Below are 22,120 nucleotides of genomic sequence, written 5' to 3' on the forward strand. Positions count from 1 at the left end.
CCGCCACGGCACGTTCGCGAAGATCAACGGAATAGTACTTGCCCATGGTGATAAACCTCCTCTTCCAGTCCGGAAACTGAATCAGAGTTCGAAGTGTCTGGGAATCCGTCCGATTCTGTCAAAGACAGAACCGCTCTAGGAGGCGGACCATGGCAGCGTCGAGTCCGCTGACGATATAGCCGGGATGCATGGCAAAGCCTGCACCGGCGGTCTTGGGCTTCTCGGTATCGTCGCGTTCCCCGATTAGGCTCGATAGGTGCGGCAGGAAGATGAAGGCGAGGAAGCTCATCACGACAAGCGCCATGATGACGAGGCCGAAATTCTGCTCCATCGAGAATACCTGTTCGCCCGCCGCCCATGCGCCGGTGCCCATCGCTGCGATCAGGGCAAAGCCGCTGAGCAGCGTGGGCCAGCTGACAGGACCTTCGGGATGCTTGAGATAATTGTGGCGGCCCTTACCGCCAGCCTCGGAGGCCACGCGGTGGAAACCGACAAGCAATGGCATGAAGGCGACCGCGATCGCGCCGAGATAGATACCACGCTGGACCGGATGGGATAGGTCCACCTGCCAAGGCCAGGCCGCAACAGGCACGTTTGTCCCAAAGGCGATCCATGCCAGTAGGGAGAGGAGGAGAAAGAGCAGGAGAAAGGCAGCGTGAAAGGCCGGACGCTCTTCGGTTCCGGGCATATCGTCCTTGGCGACGAGGCCCCATTGGTTGCTAATCAGGAAGATGCTGAGCCCCGCATAGGCGAGCAGTGGCAAGGCAATGATCAGCCCCCAGGCCGTCCAGCCTGTCACTGTTCCGGGGGTTTCCAAATCGGTCACTGCGACGGCGAAGGCGCCTATCGCGGACGCGCCCAGTGCCCAGACGCCCAGCCAGGAATCGGATGCGTCCAGCCAGCGCCATTTGGGCCAGCCCGGCTTCCACTCTATGTTCAAAATCGCCAACATTTGCGTCCCTACTCCACACCCGGCAGGGACTTAACCATTTGTTAACTTCATTGGGAAGTTGAAAATATAGCCGTTTGGGGCAGGCCGCCTCAGTCCTTGAACAGCTCCATCGCGGCAGCGGTCATGGCTTCGACGCCGGTGGCGATGGTGGGGTCATAGTCGGGGGCAAAGCCGGAGGAGTGGAGCGATGGCAGCGAGGGACCGCCATTCTGGGCAGCGGCATACTTTTCCGGTTCCACGGCCCCGACCCAGAAGATGACACTCGGGATCTTCTCCTCGGTGCGGCCGTACTGGCCGAAATCCTCGCCGCCCATGACAGGCTTCACTTCTTTCACATTGGCGGCGCCGATGGACTTGCCGATGGCCTTCATCGTGCGGGCGGTCGTGTCGGGGTCGTTATAGGTGGCGGGCGTGTAGTCGCTCTCGATGGTGACATCCGGCTCGGGCGCACCGAAGGCCATGGCCTCGGCCTTGGCGATGCGGGTAATGCCGTCGAGCAGCATGGCCCGTGTCTTGTCATCATAGGAGCGCACGGTGATCAGGAGTGTGGCCTCATCCGGGATGATGTTGTGCTTGGTACCGGCCTTGAAGGAGCCGACCGTGACGACGGCGCTGTCCTGCGGATTGGTGTTGCGCGACACGAGGCTCTGCAGGGCAACGACGATGTGCGAGGCGACGAGGATCGGGTCTTTGGTCGTGTGCGGATAGGCTCCGTGGCCGCCAACGCCTTTGACCTTGATGTCGACGCTGTCGACATTGGCGAGGGCAAAGCCCTTGGAATAGTTGATCGTGCCGGCTGGCGCGCCAGCAGATACGTGCAGGGCGAGATTGTAGTCAGGCTTGGGGAAGCGCGTGAACAGGCCGTCGGCCAGCATGGCTTCGGCACCGAGGCCGATCTCTTCGGCGGGCTGGGCAATCATGACCAGCGTGCCTTTCCACTTGTTCTTCCGGGCGATCAGTTCGCGAGCCGTGCCGACCCAGCTGGTCATGTGCACGTCATGGCCGCAGGCATGCATCACGTTACTTTCCACACCGGTCCAGGTTTTCGCTTCGACTGTCGAGGCAAACGGGAAGCCGGTCTGTTCGGGTACGGGCAGTCCGTCCATGTCTGTGCGGATCAGGACGGTTGGCCCGTTACCATTGCGAAACACGCCAACGACGCCATAGCCGCCGACGCCTTCGAGGACTTCGCCATTGTCCTTCATCGACTTCTCGACAACCCAGTCCTGACCAACGCCGGTGGTCACTTCAAAGCCCAGCGACTGCAGCTCGCCCGCGAGAATGGCGGACGTCTTTGACTCCTCGAACGAGAGTTCGGGCGCGGCGTGGAGGCGTTTGTAAAAGGCGACGAGGGCGGGGTCGGCGGTCGGCAAGGGTGCGGTGGAGGTGCTGGCCGTTGTGTCGGCAGCGCCCGATTGGCTGGACGACGGGGTCAGCAATGTCGGGCCATCGCCGCTTGTATCAGCGGCCTTGTCCTTGCCCGGGCCTCCACAGGCGACGAGAACGAGAGCGAGGGCGGTCAAGGCGGCGGGGCGGAACATCACGGTAACTCCTGAAATCATTCAGGAGCGACTCTAGAGGAGTTTAGCGCGCTGCCAAGAGGCCGGAACGCCGCGAGCGATCAATTGCGCCCGCGCTCTAGGTCTTCGGAGAGTTCGATGTCGACCGGCGTACCGGCAAGGCGCTGGCGGTAGACCTGTGTGTTTTCAAGCACGCGCTGGACATAGTTCCGCGTCTCCGAGAACGGGATGAACTCTACCCAGTCGACAGGATCAACCTGGCCGGTGCGCGGGTCGCCATAGTCCTCGATCCACTGTTTCGGGCGGCTCGGGCCGGCATTATAGGCCGCGGCGGTCATGATGTAGCTGCCCCGGAACTGCGAGAGCAGCGTGTCGAGGTGCTGGCCCCCAAGCGTCATGTTGTAACCCGGGTCATCGGTGAGCCACGAGGCGCGATAGGGGAGGCCGCGAAGACGGGCTTCGTTCTTGGCCGTGGCCGGCATGAACTGCATCAGACCGCGGGCACCGGCATGGCTGACGGCGTTGGGGTTCATCTCGCTTTCCTGCCGCGACAGGGCCAGCATCAGCGGTTTCTCGACGCGCGGTTCGCGCAGCATCGGATAGGAGACGATTGGATAGGCGGCATCGGTGGCGACAATACCCTTGGCGAGGCCGGCCTTGGCCCCGCGCACGCCGATGTCCGGCACCTGGTATTCTGTGGCCATGCGCGCCAGCAGGATGAATTCGGCCTCGTTCGTGAGCTGGTCGTCAAGGTGATAGGCGAATTCGCGGAACATGCGCGTCTCGCCGGCCTCGCCCAGCAGGCTGAGCGCCTTGACGAGCGGACGGGCATTGAACGCGGCGGTTTCTTCCGGTGTTGGCTCGGACGAGGCAGCAAAGGATATCTTGCGGTCGTTGAGGCGTTCGGCAGCGAGTTGTCCGTAATAGGTGAACTTCTGCTTGGCGGCGGCGCCATAGGATTCGAGCGCGGCATCCTTTTCGCCAAGCTGGTCTTCGGCGCGTCCGGCCCAGTATTCGCCGCGCGCCAGGCTGATCGGCGTCGAGACGCTGGCCGTCATGTCCTTGAAGTGTTTCAGGCTGCGTTCCGGATTGTTGTTCAGGCGCAGGGCAATCCAGCCGGCCGTCCATTCCGCGTCGGCATAGTCAGACCCTTCGGTCATGCCATGCGGCGCGGTGAGCTGGTAGGCGCGCAACCAGTTGCCGTCTTTCAGGTCGGTCCGCATGGCGACGCTGCGTTCGTCCCACAGCTTGGAGCGACCGGCTTCCGGAACGTCATTGGCGTCGATGCCCACAAGGAGCGGGGTTGCGCCCTCCTGATTGCCCCGTGTCCGGCGCCAGCGGGCGCGGTCATAGAGCAGGCCGGGATTGTCCTGCAGGGAGGTCGGAACCGCATCGACCAGGCGGTCGACATTGCGGCCACGGCTGGCCAGCCCGATTCGGGCGTCGACCAGTTTGCGATAGTCGGCACTGACCAGCGGCTTCAGATTGGTCGCGGCGGAACGCTGGTTGGTCCAGAGCAGGAATTCGATACGGACGCGGTGGTCGGCCTCGGTTAGGAAGCCGCCATAGGTCGCCAGCACAATGCGTTCCAGGTCGCGGTCCATCGAATTGTTGCGCCAGGCATCATGGACGAGGGCCTCGGCCTTGGCGGGCTGGCCGACGGCCTTGTAGCTGCGCGCAAGGGCGATCTTGCCGGCACCTGTCTGCGGGCCGGCATTGGTCAGCCAGAGGATACGGTCGCCGTGGCTGAGCGAGGACAGGTCGATGATTTCCTCGGCGCGCTTGCGCATCCGGTCGGTCTTCGGCCAGGTCGGCAGGGTTTCGATCGCGCTGGCGACTTCATCAAAGCCCATGCCGGGGACGCCTTCGCTGGCGCGCACCCACATGATCAGGTTGCCCACGGCGGGGTCGCTGGCCTGACGCTGCAGGTCGGCAACTTCATTCCAGTCATAGCGGCCTGCGGCGTTGAGGGCCTTGTGCAGGATTTCGGCGTTCTTGGCGTTTGTCGTCTGGGACGCATAGACGCGTTTCGGCTTCAGGCTGGGCGCATCCGGCAAGGCAGATGCTGATGCGCTCAGGGCCGCGAGGCCGAGCAGAAGCGAAATCGTGAGGGGTCGAATCATGGGAGGTGTCATCGGAGTTTATTTCTACGCCAAAGCATGAGAAGGCATTGTTAAATAATACGACAGAATTTCCACCAACACCCCAATCGCGGCAAGAATACGATGTTTCACGGCTCAATCCCAGCACTCGTCACACCTTTCAAGAACGGTGCCGTTGACCGCGAGGCCTTTGCCGCGCTGGTCGAGCGCCAGATCGCCGGGGGGTCGAGCGCCGTCGTGCCCGTGGGCACGACGGGTGAGACATCCACCCTCACGACGGAAGAGCACAAGGATGTCGTGACGCTGTGCGTCGAGATTGTTGCAGGACGCGTTCCGGTGATCGCGGGCGCAGGATCGAACGCAACCGATGAGGCGATTGACCTGGTCCAGCATGCCAAGACCGTCGGCGCCGATGCGGCACTTGTGGTCTGCCCCTATTACAACCGGCCGAACCAGGCCGGGCTTGAGGCGCATTTCCGCGCCATCAATGACGCGGTGGCGTTGCCTGTGCTGCTCTACAATGTGCCGGGCCGCACGATTGTCGACCTGTTGCCGGAGACGGTGGCACGCCTCGCCCAGTTGCCGAACATTGTCGGCATAAAAGATGCGTCCGGCGATGTCGCCCGGGTCAGCCAGCATGCGGCGCTGATCGGCGATGCGCAGTTTGTGCAATTGTCCGGCGAGGATCCGAACGCGCTGGGCTTTCTCGCCATGGGCGGGGCTGGATGCATTTCGGTGACCGCGAACGTGGTGCCGGACATGTGTGCTGCGATGCATGCGGCTTTCCAGGCGGGTGACCTCGCCGGGGCGCAGGCGATCGAGCGCAAGCTGATCGCCCTGCACAAGGCACTTTTCTGCGCGCCCTCGCCGGGACCGGCGAAATATGCCCTGTCGCGGCTGGGCCTGTGCCAGCCGGACGTGCGCCTGCCAATTACCCAACCGGATGCTGCCGCCTGCGCGACAATTGATGCGGCTATGGCGCTGGCGGGCCTGAAGACCTAAATAGGGCTCATGTCAAAGACACCGCAGACCAAGGGCAGGGGCGATGGCCTCGTTGCAGAGAACCGGCGTTCCCGACGGGAATATTCCGTCGAGGATACGCTGGAGGCCGGAATCATGCTGGTCGGCTCCGAGGTGAAATCCCTGCGCCAAGGCAAGGCCAACATCGCCGAGAGCTATGCCAGCGTCGAGGATGGCGGCCTCTACCTGATCAACTGCGACATCCCGATCTATAATGCGGCCAACCGCTACAACCATGAACCCAAGCGCAAGCGGAAGCTGCTCGTCTCCAAGCGGGAACTCTCGAAATTGTCGCAGGAAGTCGACCGGGCCGGGCGCACGATCGTGCCCTTGAAGCTCTACTTCAATGATCGCGGCATCGCGAAACTTCTGATCGGCACGGCAACGGGCCGCAAGGGCCATGATAAACGCGAACATGATGCCAAGCGCGACTGGGCCCGCCAGAAGGCGCGGATCATGAAAGAGGGGTGAGGCGTTTCTGACGTTTCATCAGGATGAGTGCTGCTCAGCCGACGATCTCTTTCGCCACCGCAAACACGTCCTCGAACATTTCCGGCGTCAGGCGCTTCGTATTCGTATTGTAGCGGCTGCAGTGATAGCTCGACAGCAGGGTGAGGGACCGGCCCTGGAATTCCACGTCATAGCGGGTGTTGTGGCCGAAGGGATGGGCACTGAGTTTCAGGCCCAATGTACGCACGGTCGAATCGTGGCTAATTTTTCCTAAACACAGCAGGACCTTGAGATCGGGCAAAGCGGCGATGCGGGACTGGAGGAAGGGGCGGCAGGCATTGATTTCGGCGCCGACCGGCTTGTTCTCAGGCGGCACGCAGCGTACCGCATTGGTGATCATGGCATCTTTCAGCCGCAGGCCGTCATCCGGGGATGCCGCGTAAGTCCCTGACGAAAAACCGAATTTTTCCAAAGTTGCGTAAAGAAGGTCGCCCGCCCAGTCGCCGGTGAAGGGCCGGCCCGTGCGATTGGCCCCGGTGACGCCGGGGGCGAGACCGACCACCAGGAGACGCGCCGTTTCACTGCCAAAGCTCGGCACCGCGCCGTTGAACCAGTCCGGTTCGCGCGCGGCCACGCTCTCGCGATAGGTCACGAGGCGGGGGCAGAGGGGGCAGTCGCGGGGCGCTTCGGGGGGTGGCAGGGTGGTCTTAGTACCCATCCGCGACGCCGTCCTTGCGCATTTCGGTGGCGGCGATCCAGGCGCCGGAATTGAAGTCGCGCATGATGGCCTGGTAGCCGCCGGCATTGGCCGAGCAGCACTCGACGGTGTGGCCCCGGCGTTCGAGTTCGGCGCGGGTGGCAGGCGGGATGCCGCTTTCGAGGTGGACGATGCCCTTGTCGGCTTCGCACGGGTCGCCGTTGAGCGTGTTCGTCGGCTCGCAGCCGCCGGTATGTTCCCAGCGTGCAGCGTCGCCGGCCTCCTGCAGGCCCATGTCAAAGTCGACGAGGTTGAGGATCACCTGCACGTGGCCTTGCGGCTGCATGCCGCCGCCCATCAGGCCGAAGCTGAGCCATGGCTCGAACGGGCAGGCCTGAGCTATCGGCACGGCGCGGACCTGGCAGCCGGGCATGTCCTTCTTGAAGGCGAAGGCCGGGATGATCGTGTGGAAGGGGCGTTTGCCGGGGGCAAACACGTTCGGGTGGGCCGGGTCTAGGCTGAACAGTTGACCCCGGTCCTGGAACATGAAGCCGAGCCCGTCGGCAACGAGGCCGGAGCCCATCCCGCGATAGTTCGACTGGATCAGCGAAACCATCATGCCGTCACTGTCGGTGACCGTGAGATAGGTCGTGTCGCCGTCTTTGAGTTTGGCGTCGGCGGCGGCCGCTTCGGTGGACGTCAGGGAGGCTTCAACATCGCCGAACGACACGACGGGAACGGTGGTCATCGCCCTGTTGAGCTGGATATGGGCTGCCTGACGGGCGGCGCGGGCCGGTTTGACGAAGGCCTGCTCATCAATGCGGGAGAATTTCGGGTCGGCGAAGTAGCGCGCCCGGTCGGCAAAGGCGAGGCGCTTGGCTTCCACCTGCGCCATGATCGAATCAGGCGATCCGAAGCCCATGCCGCGCAGGTCGAACTTCTCCAGCATCTGCAGCATTTGCAGGGCGGCGATGCCCTGCGTGTTCGGCGGCAATTCGCAGACCTTGTAATCACCGCGATAGGTGACGCAGACCGGTTCGACGAATTCGCCTGTATGTGCGGCGAAGTCTTCATAGCGTAGCGGGCCGCCGATACGCTTGAAATAGGCATCCATCGTCCTGGCCGTCTCGCCCTTGTAATATTCGTCGCGGCCTTTCTGGCCGATGCGTTCGAGCGTATTGGCGAGGTCCGGGTTGCGGAACAGGCTGCCTTCGCTGGGCATGGGCGAGAAATAGGTTTTCTTCGCATTGTCATATTCTTCCAGCATGCCGCTTTCGAAGGCCGGTTCGAAACGCTTCGGGCCGAAGGTCCAATAGTACGAAATCACTTCCGGGATCGGCGCGCCTGCCCGGGCATAGCGAATGGCGGGCTCGAGATTGGCCAGCATGGGCCGGTTGCCGAATTTTTCGTGCAGGGCATACCAGGCATCGACGGTGCCGGGCACGGTGACGGGCGCCGTGCCGAAGGGCGGGATTTCCTTGCCGTCCATGTACGTGTCGGCCTTGGCCTGCATATCAGCGAGCGTGGCGCCCATGGCCGAGCGGCCGGAGCCATTATAGCCGTAGAGCTGTTTCGTTTGCGGGTCCCAGACGATGGCGAATAGGTCGCCGCCGATGCCGTTGGCCGTGGGCTCGACAAGGCCGAGCATGGCATTCGCCGCGATTGCGGCGTCCATAGCGTTGCCGCCGACCTTCATCACGTCCAGCGCGGTCTGCGTGGCCAGCGGGTGGGCTGTCGCGGCGGCGGCATGCGGGGCGACGACGGCCGATCGGACGCCCATGTCGCGCCCCGAAGGCATGCGGTCGCCCGGACCTGCTACGGTGGCAGCGTTGGACGGCGCAGGCGTGTCATCGAGTGGCGCGGGCGCCAGCGCAGTGCAGGAGGTCGCCAGCAGCGCGGCGGCCCCAGCTATCAGGATCTTGAACATCAGTTCGGTCCTCTCTTGCGGGTGTCCTTGGGAAAATAATGAGTCGCCATCCGGTTCGATATGTCCTGCCCGTCGCGGGCAAACCGCGCCTCGGCCTCGATGGCGCTGTTGTCACAGCTGAGATACTGCGCGCTGGTGCGGGTATAGGCATTGTTGAACCCCTCGACGAGGGAGGAGCGGAGATTGCCCCGCTCGGGCGCCTCATAGCGCAGCATGTCGGCCATGTAGCGCCGCCAGTACTGATCCTCGCGGCCATTGCAGCGCACCCGGATGGCGTGGGCCGAGCCGAGCGTGGCGGCGAGCTCCGAGGCATCGCGGAAATAATCAGGGCCACGCAAGGGAATGCCCGATTGGGCCGAGGCTTTGCTTGCCCCCGCAATCAGTAGCAGGCTAAGCAAAGCCCCATGAAAAACTGTCTTATTCATGCGAAGACCTTCGCGCGCATCGCTCCCAGGCTCAAGGGCCTCGAAGACAAACTCAATATCATCCTCATGGACGATAATGGTGTCTTCTCCAAGGCATCGACTGGTGAGGTGGTTAGCGAGCCGAAACCCGAGATCGCCTTTGGCAATGCCGATGCCTTTTTCGGGCCGAGTGTCAGGAATTTCCTCCTGGCTGTGGCCGGTGGCGGTCAACTCGACTGGTTCCAGTCAGCGGCAGCGGGGATCGAAAATCCGGGTCTAGTGATGATTGGCAAGGCGGCAAACAAGTACACGACAAACCATACGCAATCGGAAGCCATGGGCGAATGGGCGCTGTGGCAGGCGCTCGATTATTTCAAGCAGGGTGCCGGACACCGCGCATCCCAGGCCGACAAGACATGGCAGCGGCGCGAGTCGCGTGAAATCCGGGGCTCGAAATGGCTGATTGTCGGCTTTGGCTCGATTGGTGCCTCGACCGGGCGGCGCGTCATGGCGCTGGGCGGCGAAGTAACCGGCATGCGCCGTTCACAAGGCCTTGCAGAAGGCGCCGACCGAATCGTGCCGCCGGATGCGCTGATGGCCGAACTGCCGAAGGCGGATGTCGTGCTGCTTTGCGCGCCACACACGCCGGAAACCGAGGGCATGGCCAATGCGGACTTCTTTGCGGCGATGAAACCGGATGCGCTGTTCATGAATCTAGGGCGCGGTGCGCTGGTGGACGAGCCAGCCCTTCTGGCAGCGCTCGACGCGTGCCGGCCCGGTCATGCGGCCCTCGACGTGACGCTGGTGGAACCCTTGCCTGACGACAGTCCGCTATGGGCACATCCCCGCGTCACCATCACGCCGCATGACAGTTCGCAGACGGACGGAACTGTGACCGGCGCTGACGACACATTCCTCGACAACCTTGCGCGATACCTGGGCGGTCAGCCGCTCAGGCATCTCGTCGGCAAGGCCGCATTCGATTAGGCGGATAGTCAACACGGATTACAGGCTGATATCAGCCGTCTTGTCCTTGTAATCTTTCTTCGGATCATTTCCGAACAGCATTTTCACGCCCGCAAGAAGACTGTTTTCGTTGAGCCAGACATGTGCGTGGTCAAGGTCGAGCCGCAACAGCCGCAGCTTGGGATCCTTCTTGCCATCATACCATGCTGCGATGAAGGGGTTCCAGAGACGGTCAATCATGCTGGCTTCCGTGTGCAGGCGCAATTGGCCGTGAAGCGACGCGAAGAGGTCGTGCCCCTTTGAGACAAACTGGGCGACAGCGGGGGCGACATTGGTGCCGAGCGCCTGGACAAGGTCGACATCACTGGCTGAAAAAACCCAGACCGGACCGCGCGGGTCATCTTCGAGAATGGCGGTCATGGGCTGGCTGGAGCCGCCCTTCTGGCCTTCGAGTGCCAGCATGATTGTGCGATCCGACTTGATGGCGGACCAGAGCTTGTCTTCGATTTCTTTCTGATTGGGCATGTGTCTCTCCTGTTGCGAGGTATGCCAAATTAACCCGCAATCAGGAGTGAGGTTCCGTAGGTCCTTGCGAAAAGTTCTGCCCGCAAGCAATCGTCCGTCGCTCCCTTCAGGGATTGACGGACGATCGTGTCTTCTGGTGTGCAGGGTTCAGGCGGTCGCTTTTGCCTTCAGTCCGGCCATCCGGTCGATCGCGGCTTCAGCGTCGCGCATGATGTCGGCGACGATGCCCGCGACGGGTTTGACTTCATGCACGCCGCCGGCCGACTGGCCCATGGCGAAGCAGGACGTGTCGGTGTTGAGCTTCGCTTCATCCACGATGCCGCCAATGCCGCCGATGACGCCGGTCTGGCTGGAATGGATGGCCTGGAACGGGAACGGCTTGATGTCTTCCGGACGGGTTTCCCAGTCGTTGATATAATCGTTCGTGCGGCAGCGCATCGGCTTGCCGGAATAGCAGCGCGTGCGGGTCGTGTCGGTGTCACCTGCGCCAATAATGGCCTGCTTGTACATGTTTGCGGCGTGGGCCTCTTCGGACGCGATGAAGCGCGTGCCCATCCAGACACCGCAGGCGCCGAGCGCGAGGGCCGCCGCGAGACCGCGTCCGTCATAGATGCCGCCTGCGGCGATGACCGGGATCTTCACAGCTTCGACAGCTTGGGCGACAAGCGGCATCGTGCCGACGAGGCCGGTATGCCCGCCGCCTTCGCCGCCCTGGAGAATCACGGCGTCACAGCCGGCCTGCTCGGCCTTGATCGCATGCTTCACCGCGCCGCCGACAACCATGACTTTCACACCGGCATCCTTGAGCCGCTTCATGATCGGCATCGGCACGCCGAGGCCGGCGACAAACGAATCGGCGCCGCCCTTGATGATGACATCGACAGACTCTTCCAGGCTTTCAGGACTGGCAGCGAGCAGGTCGACGCCAAACGGCTTGTCGGTGAGCTCGCGCACGCGTTTCATCTGGCCCTTGATGAAGTCAGGCCCGGTACCGGCCATGCCGAGAACGCCATAGCCGCCCGCGTTGCACATGGCGGCGCAGAGTTCGGCATAGGAGACACCGCCCATGCCTGCCAGCATGATGGGATGGTCAACTTTCAGCAGTTCGGTCAGCTTGGTGTTCAGGGCCATTGGAGGCGTCCTTTGTGTAATGAAATCGGTACCTGAAGCCTAATTGGCGGTCCTAGCGTCAACGCAAGGGGGGCAGACTCATGGCCGTTTTGACACAATCGCCTATGGTTTGCCCCATTCCCGCCGTGATCTACAGTCAAAGAGCCAATCAAGCCGAGGGAATTGTCCACTCGGTGCTAATAAGTCAAACGAGGGGAAGCTCCTATGACGAAACTTTTTGCAAGCGCTGCCATCGCAGCCCTTTTCGCTGGCGGTGCCATGGCTATGGGACCAACAGAAGAAGCGACCGCAGCGCCAGAAGCAGCTGTTGAAGCGGCTGAAGCCGTTGAAGCAACTACTGAAGTTGCTGTTGCAGACGAAGCAGAAGTCGCTGTGGAAGTTGAAGCACAGGGCGATGGTGAAGCTGAAGTCGTCGCCGAAGACGAAGCCGATGCTGAAGCAGACGTTGCTACCGAAGTCGAAGCAGAAGCAGAAGCAGAAGCTTCGGCACCGGAAGCTGAATAAGGCTGCTATAGCCGGAATGCGCCCTCTCCCTACCGGGAGGGGGCTTTTTCCATTATAAAGGATCAACGGTCGGAACCAACACGGCTGCCTGAAAAATGAACTTTTAGTAATGACCGAGAAGTGCTATGGGCCTTCCCGGTCATCTGACCAACAACAGGGGTATTACAATGAAGAACATCATGATCATCGGCGCGGCTGCGCTGGCTCTCGCCGCTTGCTCGCCAAAAGAAGAAGCTCACCCAGCTGCTGACGCTGCCATCGAATCTGCCGGCGAAACGGTTGATGCGGCTGCTGCTGCTTCGGAAGAAGCTCTCGACAACGCGGGTGAAGCACTCGACGTCGCTGCTGACGCTTCTTCGGAAGTTGCCACCGACGCTGTTGACGCTGCTGCTGTCGACGATGCCGGTGCTGTCGTTGAAGGCGCAATGGACGATGCTGCTGCTGCTGTCGACGACGCTGCTGAAGCAACCGAAGAAACGCCGCAGGAATAGGCTCTGGCTTACAGCCACCTAGAACAAGGGCCGCCCCTTTCGGAGCGGCCCTTTTTTATTGCCAGTCGGTCAGAGGCCTAGAATTTCGAATAGGCACCATCGACGATCAGGGTCGTGCCGGAATGGTAGGATGAGGCATCCGAGGCGAGGTAGACCGCGATGCCGCCAAAGTCTTCCGGCTCGCCCCAGCGCCGAATCGGTACGCGCGAGATCACTTTCGATGTGAACGTGTCGTTGCCCTGAGCGGCGTCGGTCATGTCGGTGGCGATCCAGCCCGGCAGGATCGAGTTGGCGCGAATCCTGTAACGGCCATACTCGGTGGCGATGGCGTTCATCATGGCGATCAGGCCGCCTTTGGTGTGGGCATAGGCCTCGTTGCGGCCGGCGCCTTCGATGCCGGCCAGCGAGGCTGTGCCGACCAGCGAACCACCCGGATCGCCAGCCTTGGCGCGCTTGACCATGGACTTGCCCGCTTCGCGTAGCGTGAAGAAGGCCCCTTCGGAATTGATCCGCTGATTGTAGCGCCAGGTCTCGATTGTCATTTCCTCGAAATTGGCTGCGCCGCGCCCGACTCCGGCATTGGCGATACACGTATCGATGCGCCCGAAATGTTCTTCAACCTCGGCCATGCCTTTCACGACCTGGTCTTCCTCGCCGACATCAACCGACCAGGCGAAGACTTTGCCGGTGCCGAGCTTTTCCAGCTTGGCGACAGCTTCCTTGTTGACCTCTGCATTGCGGCCCCAGATGGCGACATCGGCATTCGAAGCAGCGAGCGCTTCGGCCATACCGAGCCCGATCCCCCGGTTGCCGCCGGTGACAAGGCAGACCTTTCCGGAAAGGTTGAACGGTGCATAGGTCATAGGCGTCTCCTCAAATATGATTTTGGCGACAACACATAGATGACGTTGGGGAGGGTCAAGCGATTCTTGAGTCGGCCTGAACGAGCGTGCGGGCGGCCGCGATGATACGCAGTGTCTCGTGCCACAGGCCCAGGCCGTCTAATCGGTCGGGCGAAATCCATTCGGCATGGTCGGCATCGTCGCCGGCGACGGGCTCGCCCGCTTCCCAGACGGCCGCATAGTCGAACAGGACATAGTGCCGGTGTGTTTCGCCGCTCTGGCGGGAGGTAAAAATGGCATCGACCACATCGACAAAGCCGACAAGGCGCGCCGTGATGCCGGTTTCCTCGCGTAGCTCGCGCAAGGCGCCGTCGGCGGTGCGTTCGCCGAATTCGAGGCGTCCGCCGGGAATCGACCAGTCGCCAGCCAGCGGTTTGGTGCCGCGCCGGATCAGCAGGACGTCGTCTCCGCGAAAGCAGGCGGTACCGACAGCCGGCACAGGTCGCCGAATGATCGTGTCCGCAGGCGCGGTCATTGCAGTGCCCTGACAGATGACCGGTCGAGATCTGCGATCATGGACACGATCTCTGGCGATGCCGGGCGATGTTTCGGGAACAGGGATCGTAGCCTCGCGGCAACGGGCAGGTATAGCAGCGTGAAGGCAGAAGGCTGGCGCACGAGAAGCGACAGGATGGTTGCCACGTCTGCGGCCTTGATGGCGCTGACAAGCCGGTCGAACCCGATGGCGCGCCGGATGGATTTCAGCCGGTCCGTATTGGCCGCCAGCACAGCGGGCGACTGGTCCGGCGCAGTCGCAGCGGCTACGGCGGCCGCCTCCAGCGCGGTCAGCGCGGCCATGTCGAGGCGGTGGGAAATCGACGCCGAATGCTTGCGATAGAAGTAGAGCGTCTCCGGCAGCGTGGCCATCACGCAGCCCTCGCCCAACAGGCGGACAATCAGGTCATAGTCTTCACCGATGCGCATGGCCTCATTGTAGCGAATGCCATTCGCCTCAAGCGAGGCGCGCCGGATGACTGGTTTGGCATAACCGAGCTTGGTGCCTTTTCCGGACAGGAAATTGGATCGGATATAAGTCGGCTCACTGATGGTCGATGGTGTGGTCGCGAGCGGTCCCTCGAACATGGTATCGACACCGGATGATCCGTCCCCGTCGAAGATGGCGAGATCGTCGATCAGGATATCGGCGCCCGAGGCTTCAATCGCGGCCATCAGGCGCGAAAAGCGCTGGGGGTGAAGCAGGTCATCGCTGTCGACCACGGCAACCCAGTCGCCGCGCGCCTGGTCGAGCGCAAAATTCCGGACCGGAGCCGGGCCGCCGAACCGTTTGCCGCTGAACACGCGCAGGCGGGGGTCGTCTGCCGCGATGCGCTCTGCCAACGCGACGCTGTCGTCTGACGACCCGTCATCGACGAGGATCAGCTCGAGCGATGTGAAATCCTGCCCCAGCACGGAGGCGATGGCGGCGGCGAGATAAGGCGCGCTGTTATAATTGGCCATCAGCACCGAAACAGAGGGGTGATCGTCGCGAGTTCCGGTCGTCATGGGCGTATTGATTCCAGGCGATATTGAAGGTTCTCAGGGCCTATCATTACTCGGCGCTGATCAAAAGCAGGTCATCCCTGCGCAAACAGGCTGTATCCATGGCAGGAACAGCGCATAGCACGCGGGCCGGCGTGTCCGGGGCCTTTTCCTATCGGCCTTTCGGATGAAGCCGAAGCGCATATCAAGGAATTCGGCATGGCAAAGCAAAAGCGGCGCACAATCAGTCTGGCCCTGCAGGGCGGTGGGGCCCATGGCGCCTATACTTGGGGCGTGCTCGACCGGCTGGCCGAGGAAGAGAACCTCGAGATTGCCGCCATGTCGGCCACGTCGGCCGGGGCGATGAATGCCGTCGCCTGGGCAGACGGCATGGCCGAGCACGGTCCTGAAGGCGCCAAGGCGAAACTCGAAGCGATCTGGCGCAGCGTCTCGCAATCGGGCTCGAACCTAGCGCCCTATGGCGCGCTCAGCGCCATGGCCTTTGCCTATGCCAGCGCCCTGCAAAGCCTTGCCAGCCCGTACGACCTCAATCCGTTCAATCTCAACCCGCTGCGCCGGTCGGTCGAATCGGTGATCGATTTCGATGCCGTGCACGAGTCCGGTATCCTGCTCTTCCTGTCGGCGACGAATGTGGAAACGGGACGCGTCAGAGTGTTCGAGCGGGGCGAGATCACGGCCGATGCGGTTCTGGCCTCCGCCTGCCTGCCGCAGACATTCCAGGCGGTCGAGATCGATGGCAGCGCCTATTGGGATGGCGGTTATCTGGGAAACCCGAGCCTTTTCCCGCTGATCTATTCCGGCGCGCCGCGCGATGTGCTGCTGGTGATGCTGAACCCGATTGCCCGGCCGGGCATACCCAAACGGGCGGCCGAGATACAGGAACGGATCAACGAGATCAGCTTCAATGCCTCGCTGGTCGGCGAGTTGCGGGCCATCGCGTTCGTGCAGCACCTGATTGATGGCGGCATGCTGAAAGAGGCGGTGATGAAGAAGTACCGCCGCCTGAACATCCACGCCATACGGGGCGGGCAGGACCTGATCAATCTCGACCTACGCACCAAGATGGACACAAGCTGGCATTTCCTCACCGGCCTGCGCGACCAGGGGCGGGCTGCAGCTGACAACTGGCTGAGGAACGACGCGCATCATATCGGAACGAAGACATCCAATCTCGACCTGAGGGCGGAATTCCTCGACAGCTAGGCCTGTTTCAGGAAGCTCACCTTGGCCGCGCCATAGGTGCGTTCGTCGAGCAACTCCCAACCTGTGAAATCGAGCGTTTCGTCGGCAGCGGTTTCGACAATCGCGATCGCATCTTCGGCCAGCCAGCCGCCTTTGGCGAGCTGGGCGAGAGCGGGTTCGACGAGGCCCTTGTGATAGGGCGGGTCGAGGAAGGCGATGGTGAAGGGCGCACCAACGCCTGCCGGGATGGGGCCAAGGTCGGTGGCCGATCGGCGCTGGATGCGGGTTGACCCGAACAGGTCCAGCGTCTCGCAATTGTCACGGATCGTGCCGCGTGCGCCGGCATCGGTTTCCACGAACACGCAGACGTCCGCCCCGCGCGACATGGCCTCAAGGCCGAGCGCGCCGGACCCAGCGAACAGGTCGATGACGCGGGCGCCATCAAGCGGCGGGGCCCAGTCGGCGTGGGAGATAAGATTGAACACGGCTTCGCGCGTGCGGCCGCCCGTTGGCCGGGTCGACTGGCCTTTCGGTGCCGCAATAGGGCGGCCCTTGAATGTACCTGCAATGATCCGCACGGGGGAAGCACCTGCTCTTTACTTTCCCGGCGTGTAGGGCGATCTCAGGCTCATGACAATTACCGTCTCCCCGATGACACGCGCGCTGGAACTCGCGGCAATGGCCGCAGAGGCAGGCGAAGTGCCGGTCGGCGCGGTGATCGTGGACCCGGCAACAGGCGAGATTGTTGCCGAGGGGGCGAACCAGCCCATCGCGGGACATGACCCGACGGCGCATGCCGAAATCGTTGCCTTGCGCGCCGCTGCGGCGAAGCGCGGCAATTACCGCCTCACCGATCTGCACCTCTACGTGACGCTGGAGCCGTGCGCGATGTGCGCCGGCGCTATCAGCCTCGCGCGCATCGGCAAGCTCGTCTTTGCTGCCTGCGACCCGAAGGGCGGCGCGGTGATCCATGGCGCGCGCTATTTCGAACAGCAGACCTGCCACTGGCGGCCGGACGTGGAGCAGGACGAGGCAGCGGGCGAGATGGCAAGCGCCCTGCTCAAGGATTTCTTCCGGGCGCGTCGGGGGTAATGCCATGACCTGTCAGTTTTATCGCCAGCGCGTCGGGGCTCTCACCTGATGGCCGGGCATGGATATGAAGTCCTGGTCAAGGATGCGCTGATTTTTCTGTTCGCCGCCGGTGTTGTCGTGCCGGTGTTCCGGTGCCTCCGGCTGCCATCGGTGGTCGGATTCATCCTGGCCGGGGTCGTGCTGGGCCCGTACGCGCTGGGGTCGCTGGTACATGTCCAGCCGCTGCTGGAATATGTTTCGATTTCCGACCCCGAGGCCGCCGCGCCCTTTGCCGAACTGGGCATTTTGTTCCTCTTGTTCCTGCTCGGCCTGGAATTCTCGTTCGAGAAGCTATGGGCGCTGCGGCGCGCCGTGTTCGGGGCAGGCGGCCTCCAGTCCATGCTCAGCGCTGCGGCCATCGCCGGGGCCGTATACTGGGCGGGTCTGCCCGCTGAAGCGGCCATCATTTGCGGACTGGCGCTGGCCCTGTCGTCGACAGCCATCGTCATGCAGATCCTGATCGAGCAGAAACGCGCGGCCCGGCCAGTGGGCCGCACGGCGCTGAGCGTGCTGCTGTTCCAGGATATACTCGTCGCGCCCATCCTGATCTTTATCGGCTTTCTCGGCATGACCGAGGATACCAATGTCTCCTCCGTCCTGATCGAGGCGGCGGTCAACGGGCTGATCGCGATCGCGTTCATCATGCTGGTCGGGCGGTTCGGTCTGCGGCCGGTGTTCCGTCTGGCGGCGCTGGTCGGCGGACGCGACTTCCTGATGGCGCTGACGCTGCTGACGGTTGTCGGCGCTGCGACGATCACCGCCTCGGCGGGCCTGTCGCTCGCGCTGGGTGCGTTCCTGGCGGGGCTGTTGCTGGGCGAAACCGAATTCAAGCACCAGACGGAAGTCGATCTCGAGCCGTTCAAGGGCCTTCTGCTGGGCCTGTTCTTTATGACCGTCGGCATGGCGCTCGATCTTCCATCGCTCATAACGCAGTCGGGGCTGATCCTTGGTGGGCTGGCCGCTTTGCTCGTCGCCAAGTTCCTGATCGCCTTTCTGGCCTGCCGCCTGTTTGCCGGGAACGGTCCTGTCTCTCTTGAAACGGCCAGCCTGCTGGCACCGGCGGGAGAGTTCGCCTTCGTCGTGGTGGCCGCCGCCGGTGCGGCCGGCGTGCTGGATGCCGGCACGTCGGGCAACATTGCCGCGATTGCCGGCCTGTCCATGCTGTTGATCCCGGTGCTCGGCCGCCTCGGTAAGCTCGCAGCCGCGCGGCTTGAAGGCGAAGATCCGGCCGCGCATCTGGACGAGGATTTCTCTGACCTGAAGGGCCATGTCATCATCGCAGGCTTTGGCCGGGTGGGCGAGACGGTTGCGCGCATCCTCACCGAGGAAGACACCGAGATCGTGGCGCTGGAACGCAGTGCGCTGCGTCTGGCCAAGGCGCGGAAACACGGCTGGCAAGTCTTCCTGGGCGATGCCGCCCGGCCGGAAATCCTGCATAGCGCCGGCGCGGATGGCGCCCGCCTGTTTGTCGTGACCGTGGACGATGTGGCCGCCGCAGAGGCCATGGTGGCATCCTTCCACAAGCTGCACCCGAATGTGCCGATTGTCGTGCGCGCGCGCGACCACGAACATGCCGCGCGACTGCGCCGGGCAGGCGCGAGCCAGGTCATCCCTGATGCGGTTGAATCGGGCCTGCAAATGGCGGGGCGGGCCCTGGCCGAGTTTGGCTATGACGAGGAGACGGTTCGCAACCGCCTCGCGGTCGAGCGTACCGAGGAATACCGCCGGTCGTGACGGCGCTCCCTTGCGTCAGGCTTGCTTCCCGTTAGGGCAGTTCATGCCTAGTCTATTTCAAACAGGGAGATCGCCATGAGCGCCACCATCCGAATCGAAAACGAGATCGCCGTCATCACCATGGATGATGGCAAGGCGAATGCCATCAACCCGACCATGCTGGCCTCGCTGAACGCGGCGCTGGACCAGGCCGAGAGGGAGGCCAAGGCCGTGATCATCACCGGTCGGCCGGAACGCTTCTCCGCCGGGTTCGACCTGAAACTGATGGGCGCCTCGACGCCGGAAGACGTGACCAAACTGGTCAAGGGCGGCGGCGCGCTGGCCTTGCGCCTGTTCACCTTCCCCATGCCCGTGATTGCGGCCTGTACCGGGCACGGCATCGCCATGGGCTGTTTCATCCTGCTCAGCTGCGACAAGCGCTATGGCGCGACAGGCCCCTACAAGATCGGCGCTAACGAGACCCAGATCGGCATGGTCCTGCCGGTGTTCGCGCTGGAACTCTGCAAGGCCCGCCTCAACCCGCTCTACATGACCGAGTCCGTGATCATGGGCACGCTGTTCAGCCCGGAAGAGGCAGTGACGGTCGGCTATCTCGACAAGGCGGTCGCGCCAGACCAGGTGATGGCGGAAGCCATGGCAGAGGCCGAACGCCTCAAGGCCCTGCCTGCCAAGGCCGTCGCCGGCAACAAGCGCATCCTGCGCCAGCCGACTGTGGACGCCATCGCGCCGACCGTAGCGATGTAGCGGCCCGCGCGCATGTCCTGGTCGCCGCTGTGTTTACCGGCTCCATCTGGCGCACCGATATTGCGAGCAGAACGAGGCAGCTTGCCTATCAGCACGCTTTTGGCGTCAACACCGCCGTGCGCGACAGCACGGGCGCGATCTGGTTTTCGCAGTCGACGGAGAATAACGGGCCGAACTCCGAAGAACGCCTGTTCTAAGCCATCGACATACCGATGGCGGACGGCGCCCTATTCAGGATCGCCCCCGCGTCCGGCGATACGCCGCCCGTCGCCGAGCTGAAAGCGTCGGGCCTCTTTTTCGCCAACGGTATCGTCGTCGTCGACGCGGCGCGCGGCGCGCTTTACGTCGCCGAAACGCTGGCAGATCGCGTCAACGCGTTTCCCCTTTCTGTCGCGGACGGCGCGCTTGGCGAGAAGCCCATCCTGGCCCATGTGCTGACGCCGGACAATGTGGAAATGGATGACACGGGCCGGGTCTGGGTCGCGTCGCCACTCGGCAACGCTATTCTCCGTGTCGATCCGGACAGCGGCGACGTCCGCTCCGTCTTCCATCCCGAAAGCGCCGAAAGCGATCGCATTGTCGCAGAATGGCACCGCCGGGGCGAAGCTGGCAAGCCACGGCTTGACCTGATGGGCCCGGGCATGTCGGCGCCGCTGCCGGGAGGCCTGACCGGCATTATCCTTTCGCCTGGCAACGGACCGGCTTACGCGTCCGGTCTCGGCGCCGCGCTGGTGAAACTGGACCCGGCGGAACAATGATCCTGCGCCGCGTCACAGGCCGTCCGCGATCTCCACGATGAGGTCGCACAGCCAGGCGAGTGCCGGGTCCTCGGCATTCTCCCGCCGCCAGTAGAGCACGCTGTCGAGCGCGGTGAAGGCGTCCGGCAGTGCCAGCACGGCAAGGCCCGAGCCCTGCGCCAGCGGCAAGGGCGTTGTGAGCGCAAGATGCGTGTGCCGCACGATCTCCAGCGCCGGCATGTAATGCGGCAGGCGCATCACCGGTGTGATCCGGTGGCCGGCGGCGCGGGCGATCTCCTCGACATAGGACCGGCCCTCGCGGCGGCTGGAGACGACGACATGGCGCAGGCCGATGAAGCGTTCCATCGTGAGTTCGGTGTCTGCCTCCGGGTGGTCCCGGGCCATGACACAGGCATAGGGCGTGACCAGCAGCGTCAGTCGCTCGAGGTCCGCGCCGCGCAGGCCGGTAACGTCAATGGCGAGGTCGAGCCGGCTGGAGGCAAGTTCGGTTGAAATGGCCCCGCGCTGGACCTGGCTCCAAGCGATCCTTATGCCCGGTGCTTCGGCTTCAAGCCGCCTGGCTATTTCCGGCGCGAGGATGAAGGCCCCGGCATCGCGTGCAGAGATATTGAAGACGCGCGTCGATCGGGACGGTTCGAATGTGGAGCGTTGCTCCAGTCCGGCGCGCAACCGGTCCAGCGCGTCGCGCACCGCCGGCATCAGCGCGTCGGCCATGGCTGTAGGCTTCACGCCGCGTCCCTCGCGCACGAACAGGGGGTCTTCGAAATGCACACGCAACCGCGCGAGGGCATTGCTGACCGCCGGCTGGGTGATGTTCAGAGACTCGCTGGCGCGGGTCAGGCTGCGCTCGGCATAGATCGCCTCCAGGACAGGCAGGAGATTGAGGTCAATCGTGCGCAGGTTCATGGCGGCTCTCACAACGATCACCAATGGTGATGATTATGTTTCATATAATAAAGTTGCCGAATAGTCGATATTATCGCATTCGGAACCGGTACACCCGCCATGGCCAGGAGTCCGAATGCCCTCTGAGACGATGCTGAAGATGAAATCCGGAGCGTGCGTGGCCGCGCTACAGCCAGCCTGCGGCTTTCATCAGCATGACCGCGCCGATCGCGGTGACGAGGTATTTCATCCCGCGCTTGAAGTTCACGTCGGTCATGCGCTCCAGCACCTTGCCGCCCAAAGTCGTGCCCAGCATGGACAGGGGCACGGCTGCGAGGATCAGCCAGGCCGGGGGCAGGGCCTGAAGACCGGCCGCCGCCAGCATCGGCACGCTCCAGAAAATGATCTTCACGAAATGCGCCAGCACCTGCGTCACTGCCTTGGTGGCAACGATGGCCTGGCGCGTCATGTCGGTGCGCACGAAGAACAGGTCCAGCAGCGGTCCGGCCACGCCGGCCACCGTGTTCAGCGCCTGAACAACGAAGCCGGCGCCTTCGGCCTGGAACCGCTTCTGGATATCGAGATCGACGACCGA

At 63.1% G+C, this 22,120-nt stretch carries 23 protein-coding genes and 1 pseudogene; 10 read left to right on the top strand and 14 right to left on the bottom strand.

The window, feature by feature from the left end:
* Positions 1-118: 118 nt before the first annotated feature.
* From ACESNB_RS01775 to ACESNB_RS01785, 3 genes are all read right to left on the bottom strand, one after another.
* Entirely contained in the window at positions 119-952 is an 834-nt protein-coding gene (locus ACESNB_RS01775) for a hypothetical protein (protein ID WP_373002954.1), read from the bottom strand.
* An 89-nt stretch (positions 953-1,041) separates the two neighbouring features.
* A complete protein-coding gene (locus ACESNB_RS01780) occupies positions 1,042-2,493 on the bottom strand; it encodes a M20 family metallopeptidase (RefSeq protein WP_373002956.1) in 1,452 nt (483 codons plus the stop codon).
* Between the two features lie 80 nt (positions 2,494-2,573).
* Positions 2,574-4,595 (bottom strand): lytic transglycosylase domain-containing protein, encoded by a 2,022-nt coding sequence (locus ACESNB_RS01785; RefSeq protein WP_373002958.1) that lies wholly within the window; start codon positions 4,593-4,595, stop codon positions 2,574-2,576.
* A 102-nt stretch (positions 4,596-4,697) separates the two neighbouring features.
* Between ACESNB_RS01785 and dapA the strand changes: the two genes are divergently transcribed.
* Positions 4,698-5,576 (top strand): 4-hydroxy-tetrahydrodipicolinate synthase, encoded by an 879-nt coding sequence (gene dapA / locus ACESNB_RS01790; RefSeq protein ID WP_373002960.1) that lies wholly within the window; start codon positions 4,698-4,700, stop codon positions 5,574-5,576.
* A gap of 9 nt (positions 5,577-5,585) precedes the next feature.
* Entirely contained in the window at positions 5,586-6,065 is a 480-nt protein-coding gene (gene smpB, locus ACESNB_RS01795; protein ID WP_373002962.1) for an SsrA-binding protein SmpB, read from the top strand.
* Between the two features lie 34 nt (positions 6,066-6,099).
* Here smpB and ACESNB_RS01800 read toward each other — a convergent pair whose 3' ends face one another.
* From ACESNB_RS01800 to ACESNB_RS01810, 3 genes are read right to left on the bottom strand one after another with little or no spacing between them, the layout of a single operon-like run.
* On the bottom strand, positions 6,100-6,762 hold the full coding sequence (locus ACESNB_RS01800; protein ID WP_373002964.1) for a uracil-DNA glycosylase: 663 nt from the start codon (positions 6,760-6,762) through the stop codon (positions 6,100-6,102).
* Entirely contained in the window at positions 6,752-8,668 is a 1,917-nt protein-coding gene (locus ACESNB_RS01805; protein WP_373002966.1) for a gamma-glutamyltransferase family protein, read from the bottom strand. Before ACESNB_RS01805 ends, ACESNB_RS01800 begins: the two co-directional genes overlap by 11 nt.
* A complete protein-coding gene (locus tag ACESNB_RS01810) occupies positions 8,668-9,093 on the bottom strand; it encodes a TIGR02301 family protein (RefSeq protein ID WP_373002968.1) in 426 nt (141 codons plus the stop codon). The genes ACESNB_RS01805 and ACESNB_RS01810 overlap by 1 nt, the downstream gene beginning before the upstream one ends.
* Between ACESNB_RS01810 and ACESNB_RS01815 the strand changes: the two genes are divergently transcribed.
* A complete protein-coding gene (locus ACESNB_RS01815; protein WP_373002970.1) occupies positions 9,073-10,059 on the top strand; it encodes a D-2-hydroxyacid dehydrogenase in 987 nt (328 codons plus the stop codon). The two genes, ACESNB_RS01810 and ACESNB_RS01815, sit on opposite strands and share 21 nt — an antisense overlap.
* 18 nt (positions 10,060-10,077) lie before the next feature.
* Here the strand turns inward: ACESNB_RS01815 and ACESNB_RS01820 are convergent, their stop codons facing one another.
* Together ACESNB_RS01820 and ACESNB_RS01825 are read right to left on the bottom strand one after the other, a co-directional pair.
* On the bottom strand, positions 10,078-10,563 hold the full coding sequence (locus ACESNB_RS01820) for a pyridoxamine 5'-phosphate oxidase family protein (protein WP_373002972.1): 486 nt from the start codon (positions 10,561-10,563) through the stop codon (positions 10,078-10,080).
* A gap of 147 nt (positions 10,564-10,710) precedes the next feature.
* Positions 10,711-11,694 carry an NAD(P)H-dependent flavin oxidoreductase gene (locus ACESNB_RS01825; RefSeq protein WP_373002974.1) on the bottom strand — a complete coding sequence of 328 codons (984 nt, stop codon included), beginning with the start codon at positions 11,692-11,694 and terminating at the stop codon, positions 10,711-10,713.
* A gap of 204 nt (positions 11,695-11,898) precedes the next feature.
* On the opposite strand from ACESNB_RS01825, the gene ACESNB_RS01830 reads away from it, so the two are divergent.
* Together ACESNB_RS01830 and ACESNB_RS01835 are read left to right on the top strand one after the other, a co-directional pair.
* Positions 11,899-12,198, top strand: a complete 300-nt coding sequence (locus ACESNB_RS01830; RefSeq protein ID WP_373002975.1) for a hypothetical protein — start codon at positions 11,899-11,901, stop codon at positions 12,196-12,198.
* Positions 12,199-12,365: 167 nt separating this feature from the next.
* Positions 12,366-12,689, top strand: a complete 324-nt coding sequence (locus ACESNB_RS01835; RefSeq protein ID WP_373002977.1) for a hypothetical protein — start codon at positions 12,366-12,368, stop codon at positions 12,687-12,689.
* 77 nt (positions 12,690-12,766) lie between these two features.
* Here the strand turns inward: ACESNB_RS01835 and ACESNB_RS01840 are convergent, their stop codons facing one another.
* The 3 genes from ACESNB_RS01840 to ACESNB_RS01850 are packed head-to-tail and all read right to left on the bottom strand — an operon-like array spanning position 12,767 to position 15,094.
* Positions 12,767-13,552, bottom strand: a complete 786-nt coding sequence (locus ACESNB_RS01840) for an SDR family NAD(P)-dependent oxidoreductase (protein WP_373002979.1) — start codon at positions 13,550-13,552, stop codon at positions 12,767-12,769.
* 55 nt (positions 13,553-13,607) lie between these two features.
* Positions 13,608-14,066: an NUDIX hydrolase gene (locus ACESNB_RS01845; RefSeq protein ID WP_373002981.1), complete on the bottom strand. Its 459-nt coding sequence runs from the start codon at positions 14,064-14,066 to the stop codon at positions 13,608-13,610.
* On the bottom strand, positions 14,063-15,094 hold the full coding sequence (locus tag ACESNB_RS01850; RefSeq protein WP_373002983.1) for a glycosyltransferase family 2 protein: 1,032 nt from the start codon (positions 15,092-15,094) through the stop codon (positions 14,063-14,065). The genes ACESNB_RS01845 and ACESNB_RS01850 overlap by 4 nt, the downstream gene beginning before the upstream one ends.
* A 195-nt stretch (positions 15,095-15,289) precedes the next feature.
* On the opposite strand from ACESNB_RS01850, the gene ACESNB_RS01855 reads away from it, so the two are divergent.
* Positions 15,290-16,294, top strand: a complete 1,005-nt coding sequence (locus tag ACESNB_RS01855; RefSeq protein ID WP_373002985.1) for a patatin-like phospholipase family protein — start codon at positions 15,290-15,292, stop codon at positions 16,292-16,294.
* Here ACESNB_RS01855 and rsmD read toward each other — a convergent pair.
* Positions 16,291-16,851 carry a 16S rRNA (guanine(966)-N(2))-methyltransferase RsmD gene (gene rsmD / locus ACESNB_RS01860; RefSeq protein WP_373002987.1) on the bottom strand — a complete coding sequence of 187 codons (561 nt, stop codon included), beginning with the start codon at positions 16,849-16,851 and terminating at the stop codon, positions 16,291-16,293. The genes ACESNB_RS01855 and rsmD overlap by 4 nt on opposite strands.
* A gap of 52 nt (positions 16,852-16,903) precedes the next feature.
* Between rsmD and ACESNB_RS01865 the strand changes: the two genes are divergently transcribed.
* The 4 genes from ACESNB_RS01865 (at position 16,904) to ACESNB_RS01880 (ending at position 20,640) form a co-directional block, all read left to right on the top strand.
* A complete protein-coding gene (locus ACESNB_RS01865) occupies positions 16,904-17,365 on the top strand; it encodes a nucleoside deaminase (protein WP_373002989.1) in 462 nt (153 codons plus the stop codon).
* Positions 17,366-17,413: 48 nt separating this feature from the next.
* Entirely contained in the window at positions 17,414-19,138 is a 1,725-nt protein-coding gene (locus ACESNB_RS01870) for a cation:proton antiporter (RefSeq protein ID WP_373002991.1), read from the top strand.
* A 75-nt stretch (positions 19,139-19,213) separates the two neighbouring features.
* Positions 19,214-19,882 (top strand): crotonase/enoyl-CoA hydratase family protein, encoded by a 669-nt coding sequence (locus ACESNB_RS01875; RefSeq protein WP_373002993.1) that lies wholly within the window; start codon positions 19,214-19,216, stop codon positions 19,880-19,882.
* Positions 19,883-20,094: 212 nt separating this feature from the next.
* Positions 20,095-20,640 carry an SMP-30/gluconolactonase/LRE family protein gene (locus tag ACESNB_RS01880; protein WP_373002995.1) on the top strand — a complete coding sequence of 182 codons (546 nt, stop codon included), beginning with the start codon at positions 20,095-20,097 and terminating at the stop codon, positions 20,638-20,640.
* A gap of 12 nt (positions 20,641-20,652) precedes the next feature.
* Here ACESNB_RS01880 and ACESNB_RS01885 read toward each other — a convergent pair whose 3' ends face one another.
* Positions 20,653-21,546 carry a LysR family transcriptional regulator gene (locus tag ACESNB_RS01885; RefSeq protein ID WP_373002997.1) on the bottom strand — a complete coding sequence of 298 codons (894 nt, stop codon included), beginning with the start codon at positions 21,544-21,546 and terminating at the stop codon, positions 20,653-20,655.
* 166 nt (positions 21,547-21,712) lie between these two features.
* Positions 21,713-22,120 (bottom strand): annotated as a pseudogene (locus ACESNB_RS01890) (sulfite exporter TauE/SafE family protein); the annotation flags it as partial.

Source organism: Hyphomonas sp., from assembly GCF_041689225.1.
Taxonomy (GTDB): Bacteria; Pseudomonadota; Alphaproteobacteria; order Caulobacterales; family Hyphomonadaceae; genus Hyphomonas.

Coding starts and splice junctions, on each gene's coding strand:
- ACESNB_RS01885 (WP_373002997.1), bottom strand. CDS start 21,546: ATGAACCTGCGCACGATTGACCTCAATCTCCTGCCTGTCCTGGAGGCG.
- ACESNB_RS01870 (WP_373002991.1), top strand. CDS start 17,414: ATGGCCGGGCATGGATATGAAGTCCTGGTCAAGGATGCGCTGATTTTT.
- ACESNB_RS01825 (WP_373002974.1), bottom strand. CDS start 11,694: ATGGCCCTGAACACCAAGCTGACCGAACTGCTGAAAGTTGACCATCCC.
- ACESNB_RS01820 (WP_373002972.1), bottom strand. CDS start 10,563: ATGCCCAATCAGAAAGAAATCGAAGACAAGCTCTGGTCCGCCATCAAG.
- ACESNB_RS01880 (WP_373002995.1), top strand. CDS start 20,095: ATGGCGGACGGCGCCCTATTCAGGATCGCCCCCGCGTCCGGCGATACG.
- dapA (WP_373002960.1), top strand. CDS start 4,698: ATGTTTCACGGCTCAATCCCAGCACTCGTCACACCTTTCAAGAACGGT.
- ACESNB_RS01800 (WP_373002964.1), bottom strand. CDS start 6,762: ATGGGTACTAAGACCACCCTGCCACCCCCCGAAGCGCCCCGCGACTGC.
- smpB (WP_373002962.1), top strand. CDS start 5,586: ATGTCAAAGACACCGCAGACCAAGGGCAGGGGCGATGGCCTCGTTGCA.
- ACESNB_RS01855 (WP_373002985.1), top strand. CDS start 15,290: ATGGCAAAGCAAAAGCGGCGCACAATCAGTCTGGCCCTGCAGGGCGGT.
- ACESNB_RS01830 (WP_373002975.1), top strand. CDS start 11,899: ATGACGAAACTTTTTGCAAGCGCTGCCATCGCAGCCCTTTTCGCTGGC.
- ACESNB_RS01850 (WP_373002983.1), bottom strand. CDS start 15,094: ATGACGACCGGAACTCGCGACGATCACCCCTCTGTTTCGGTGCTGATG.
- ACESNB_RS01785 (WP_373002958.1), bottom strand. CDS start 4,595: ATGATTCGACCCCTCACGATTTCGCTTCTGCTCGGCCTCGCGGCCCTG.
- ACESNB_RS01775 (WP_373002954.1), bottom strand. CDS start 952: ATGTTGGCGATTTTGAACATAGAGTGGAAGCCGGGCTGGCCCAAATGG.
- ACESNB_RS01780 (WP_373002956.1), bottom strand. CDS start 2,493: ATGTTCCGCCCCGCCGCCTTGACCGCCCTCGCTCTCGTTCTCGTCGCC.
- ACESNB_RS01875 (WP_373002993.1), top strand. CDS start 19,214: ATGAGCGCCACCATCCGAATCGAAAACGAGATCGCCGTCATCACCATG.
- ACESNB_RS01845 (WP_373002981.1), bottom strand. CDS start 14,066: ATGACCGCGCCTGCGGACACGATCATTCGGCGACCTGTGCCGGCTGTC.
- ACESNB_RS01865 (WP_373002989.1), top strand. CDS start 16,904: ATGACAATTACCGTCTCCCCGATGACACGCGCGCTGGAACTCGCGGCA.
- ACESNB_RS01810 (WP_373002968.1), bottom strand. CDS start 9,093: ATGAATAAGACAGTTTTTCATGGGGCTTTGCTTAGCCTGCTACTGATT.
- ACESNB_RS01805 (WP_373002966.1), bottom strand. CDS start 8,668: ATGTTCAAGATCCTGATAGCTGGGGCCGCCGCGCTGCTGGCGACCTCC.
- ACESNB_RS01840 (WP_373002979.1), bottom strand. CDS start 13,552: ATGACCTATGCACCGTTCAACCTTTCCGGAAAGGTCTGCCTTGTCACC.
- ACESNB_RS01815 (WP_373002970.1), top strand. CDS start 9,073: ATGAAAAACTGTCTTATTCATGCGAAGACCTTCGCGCGCATCGCTCCC.
- ACESNB_RS01835 (WP_373002977.1), top strand. CDS start 12,366: ATGAAGAACATCATGATCATCGGCGCGGCTGCGCTGGCTCTCGCCGCT.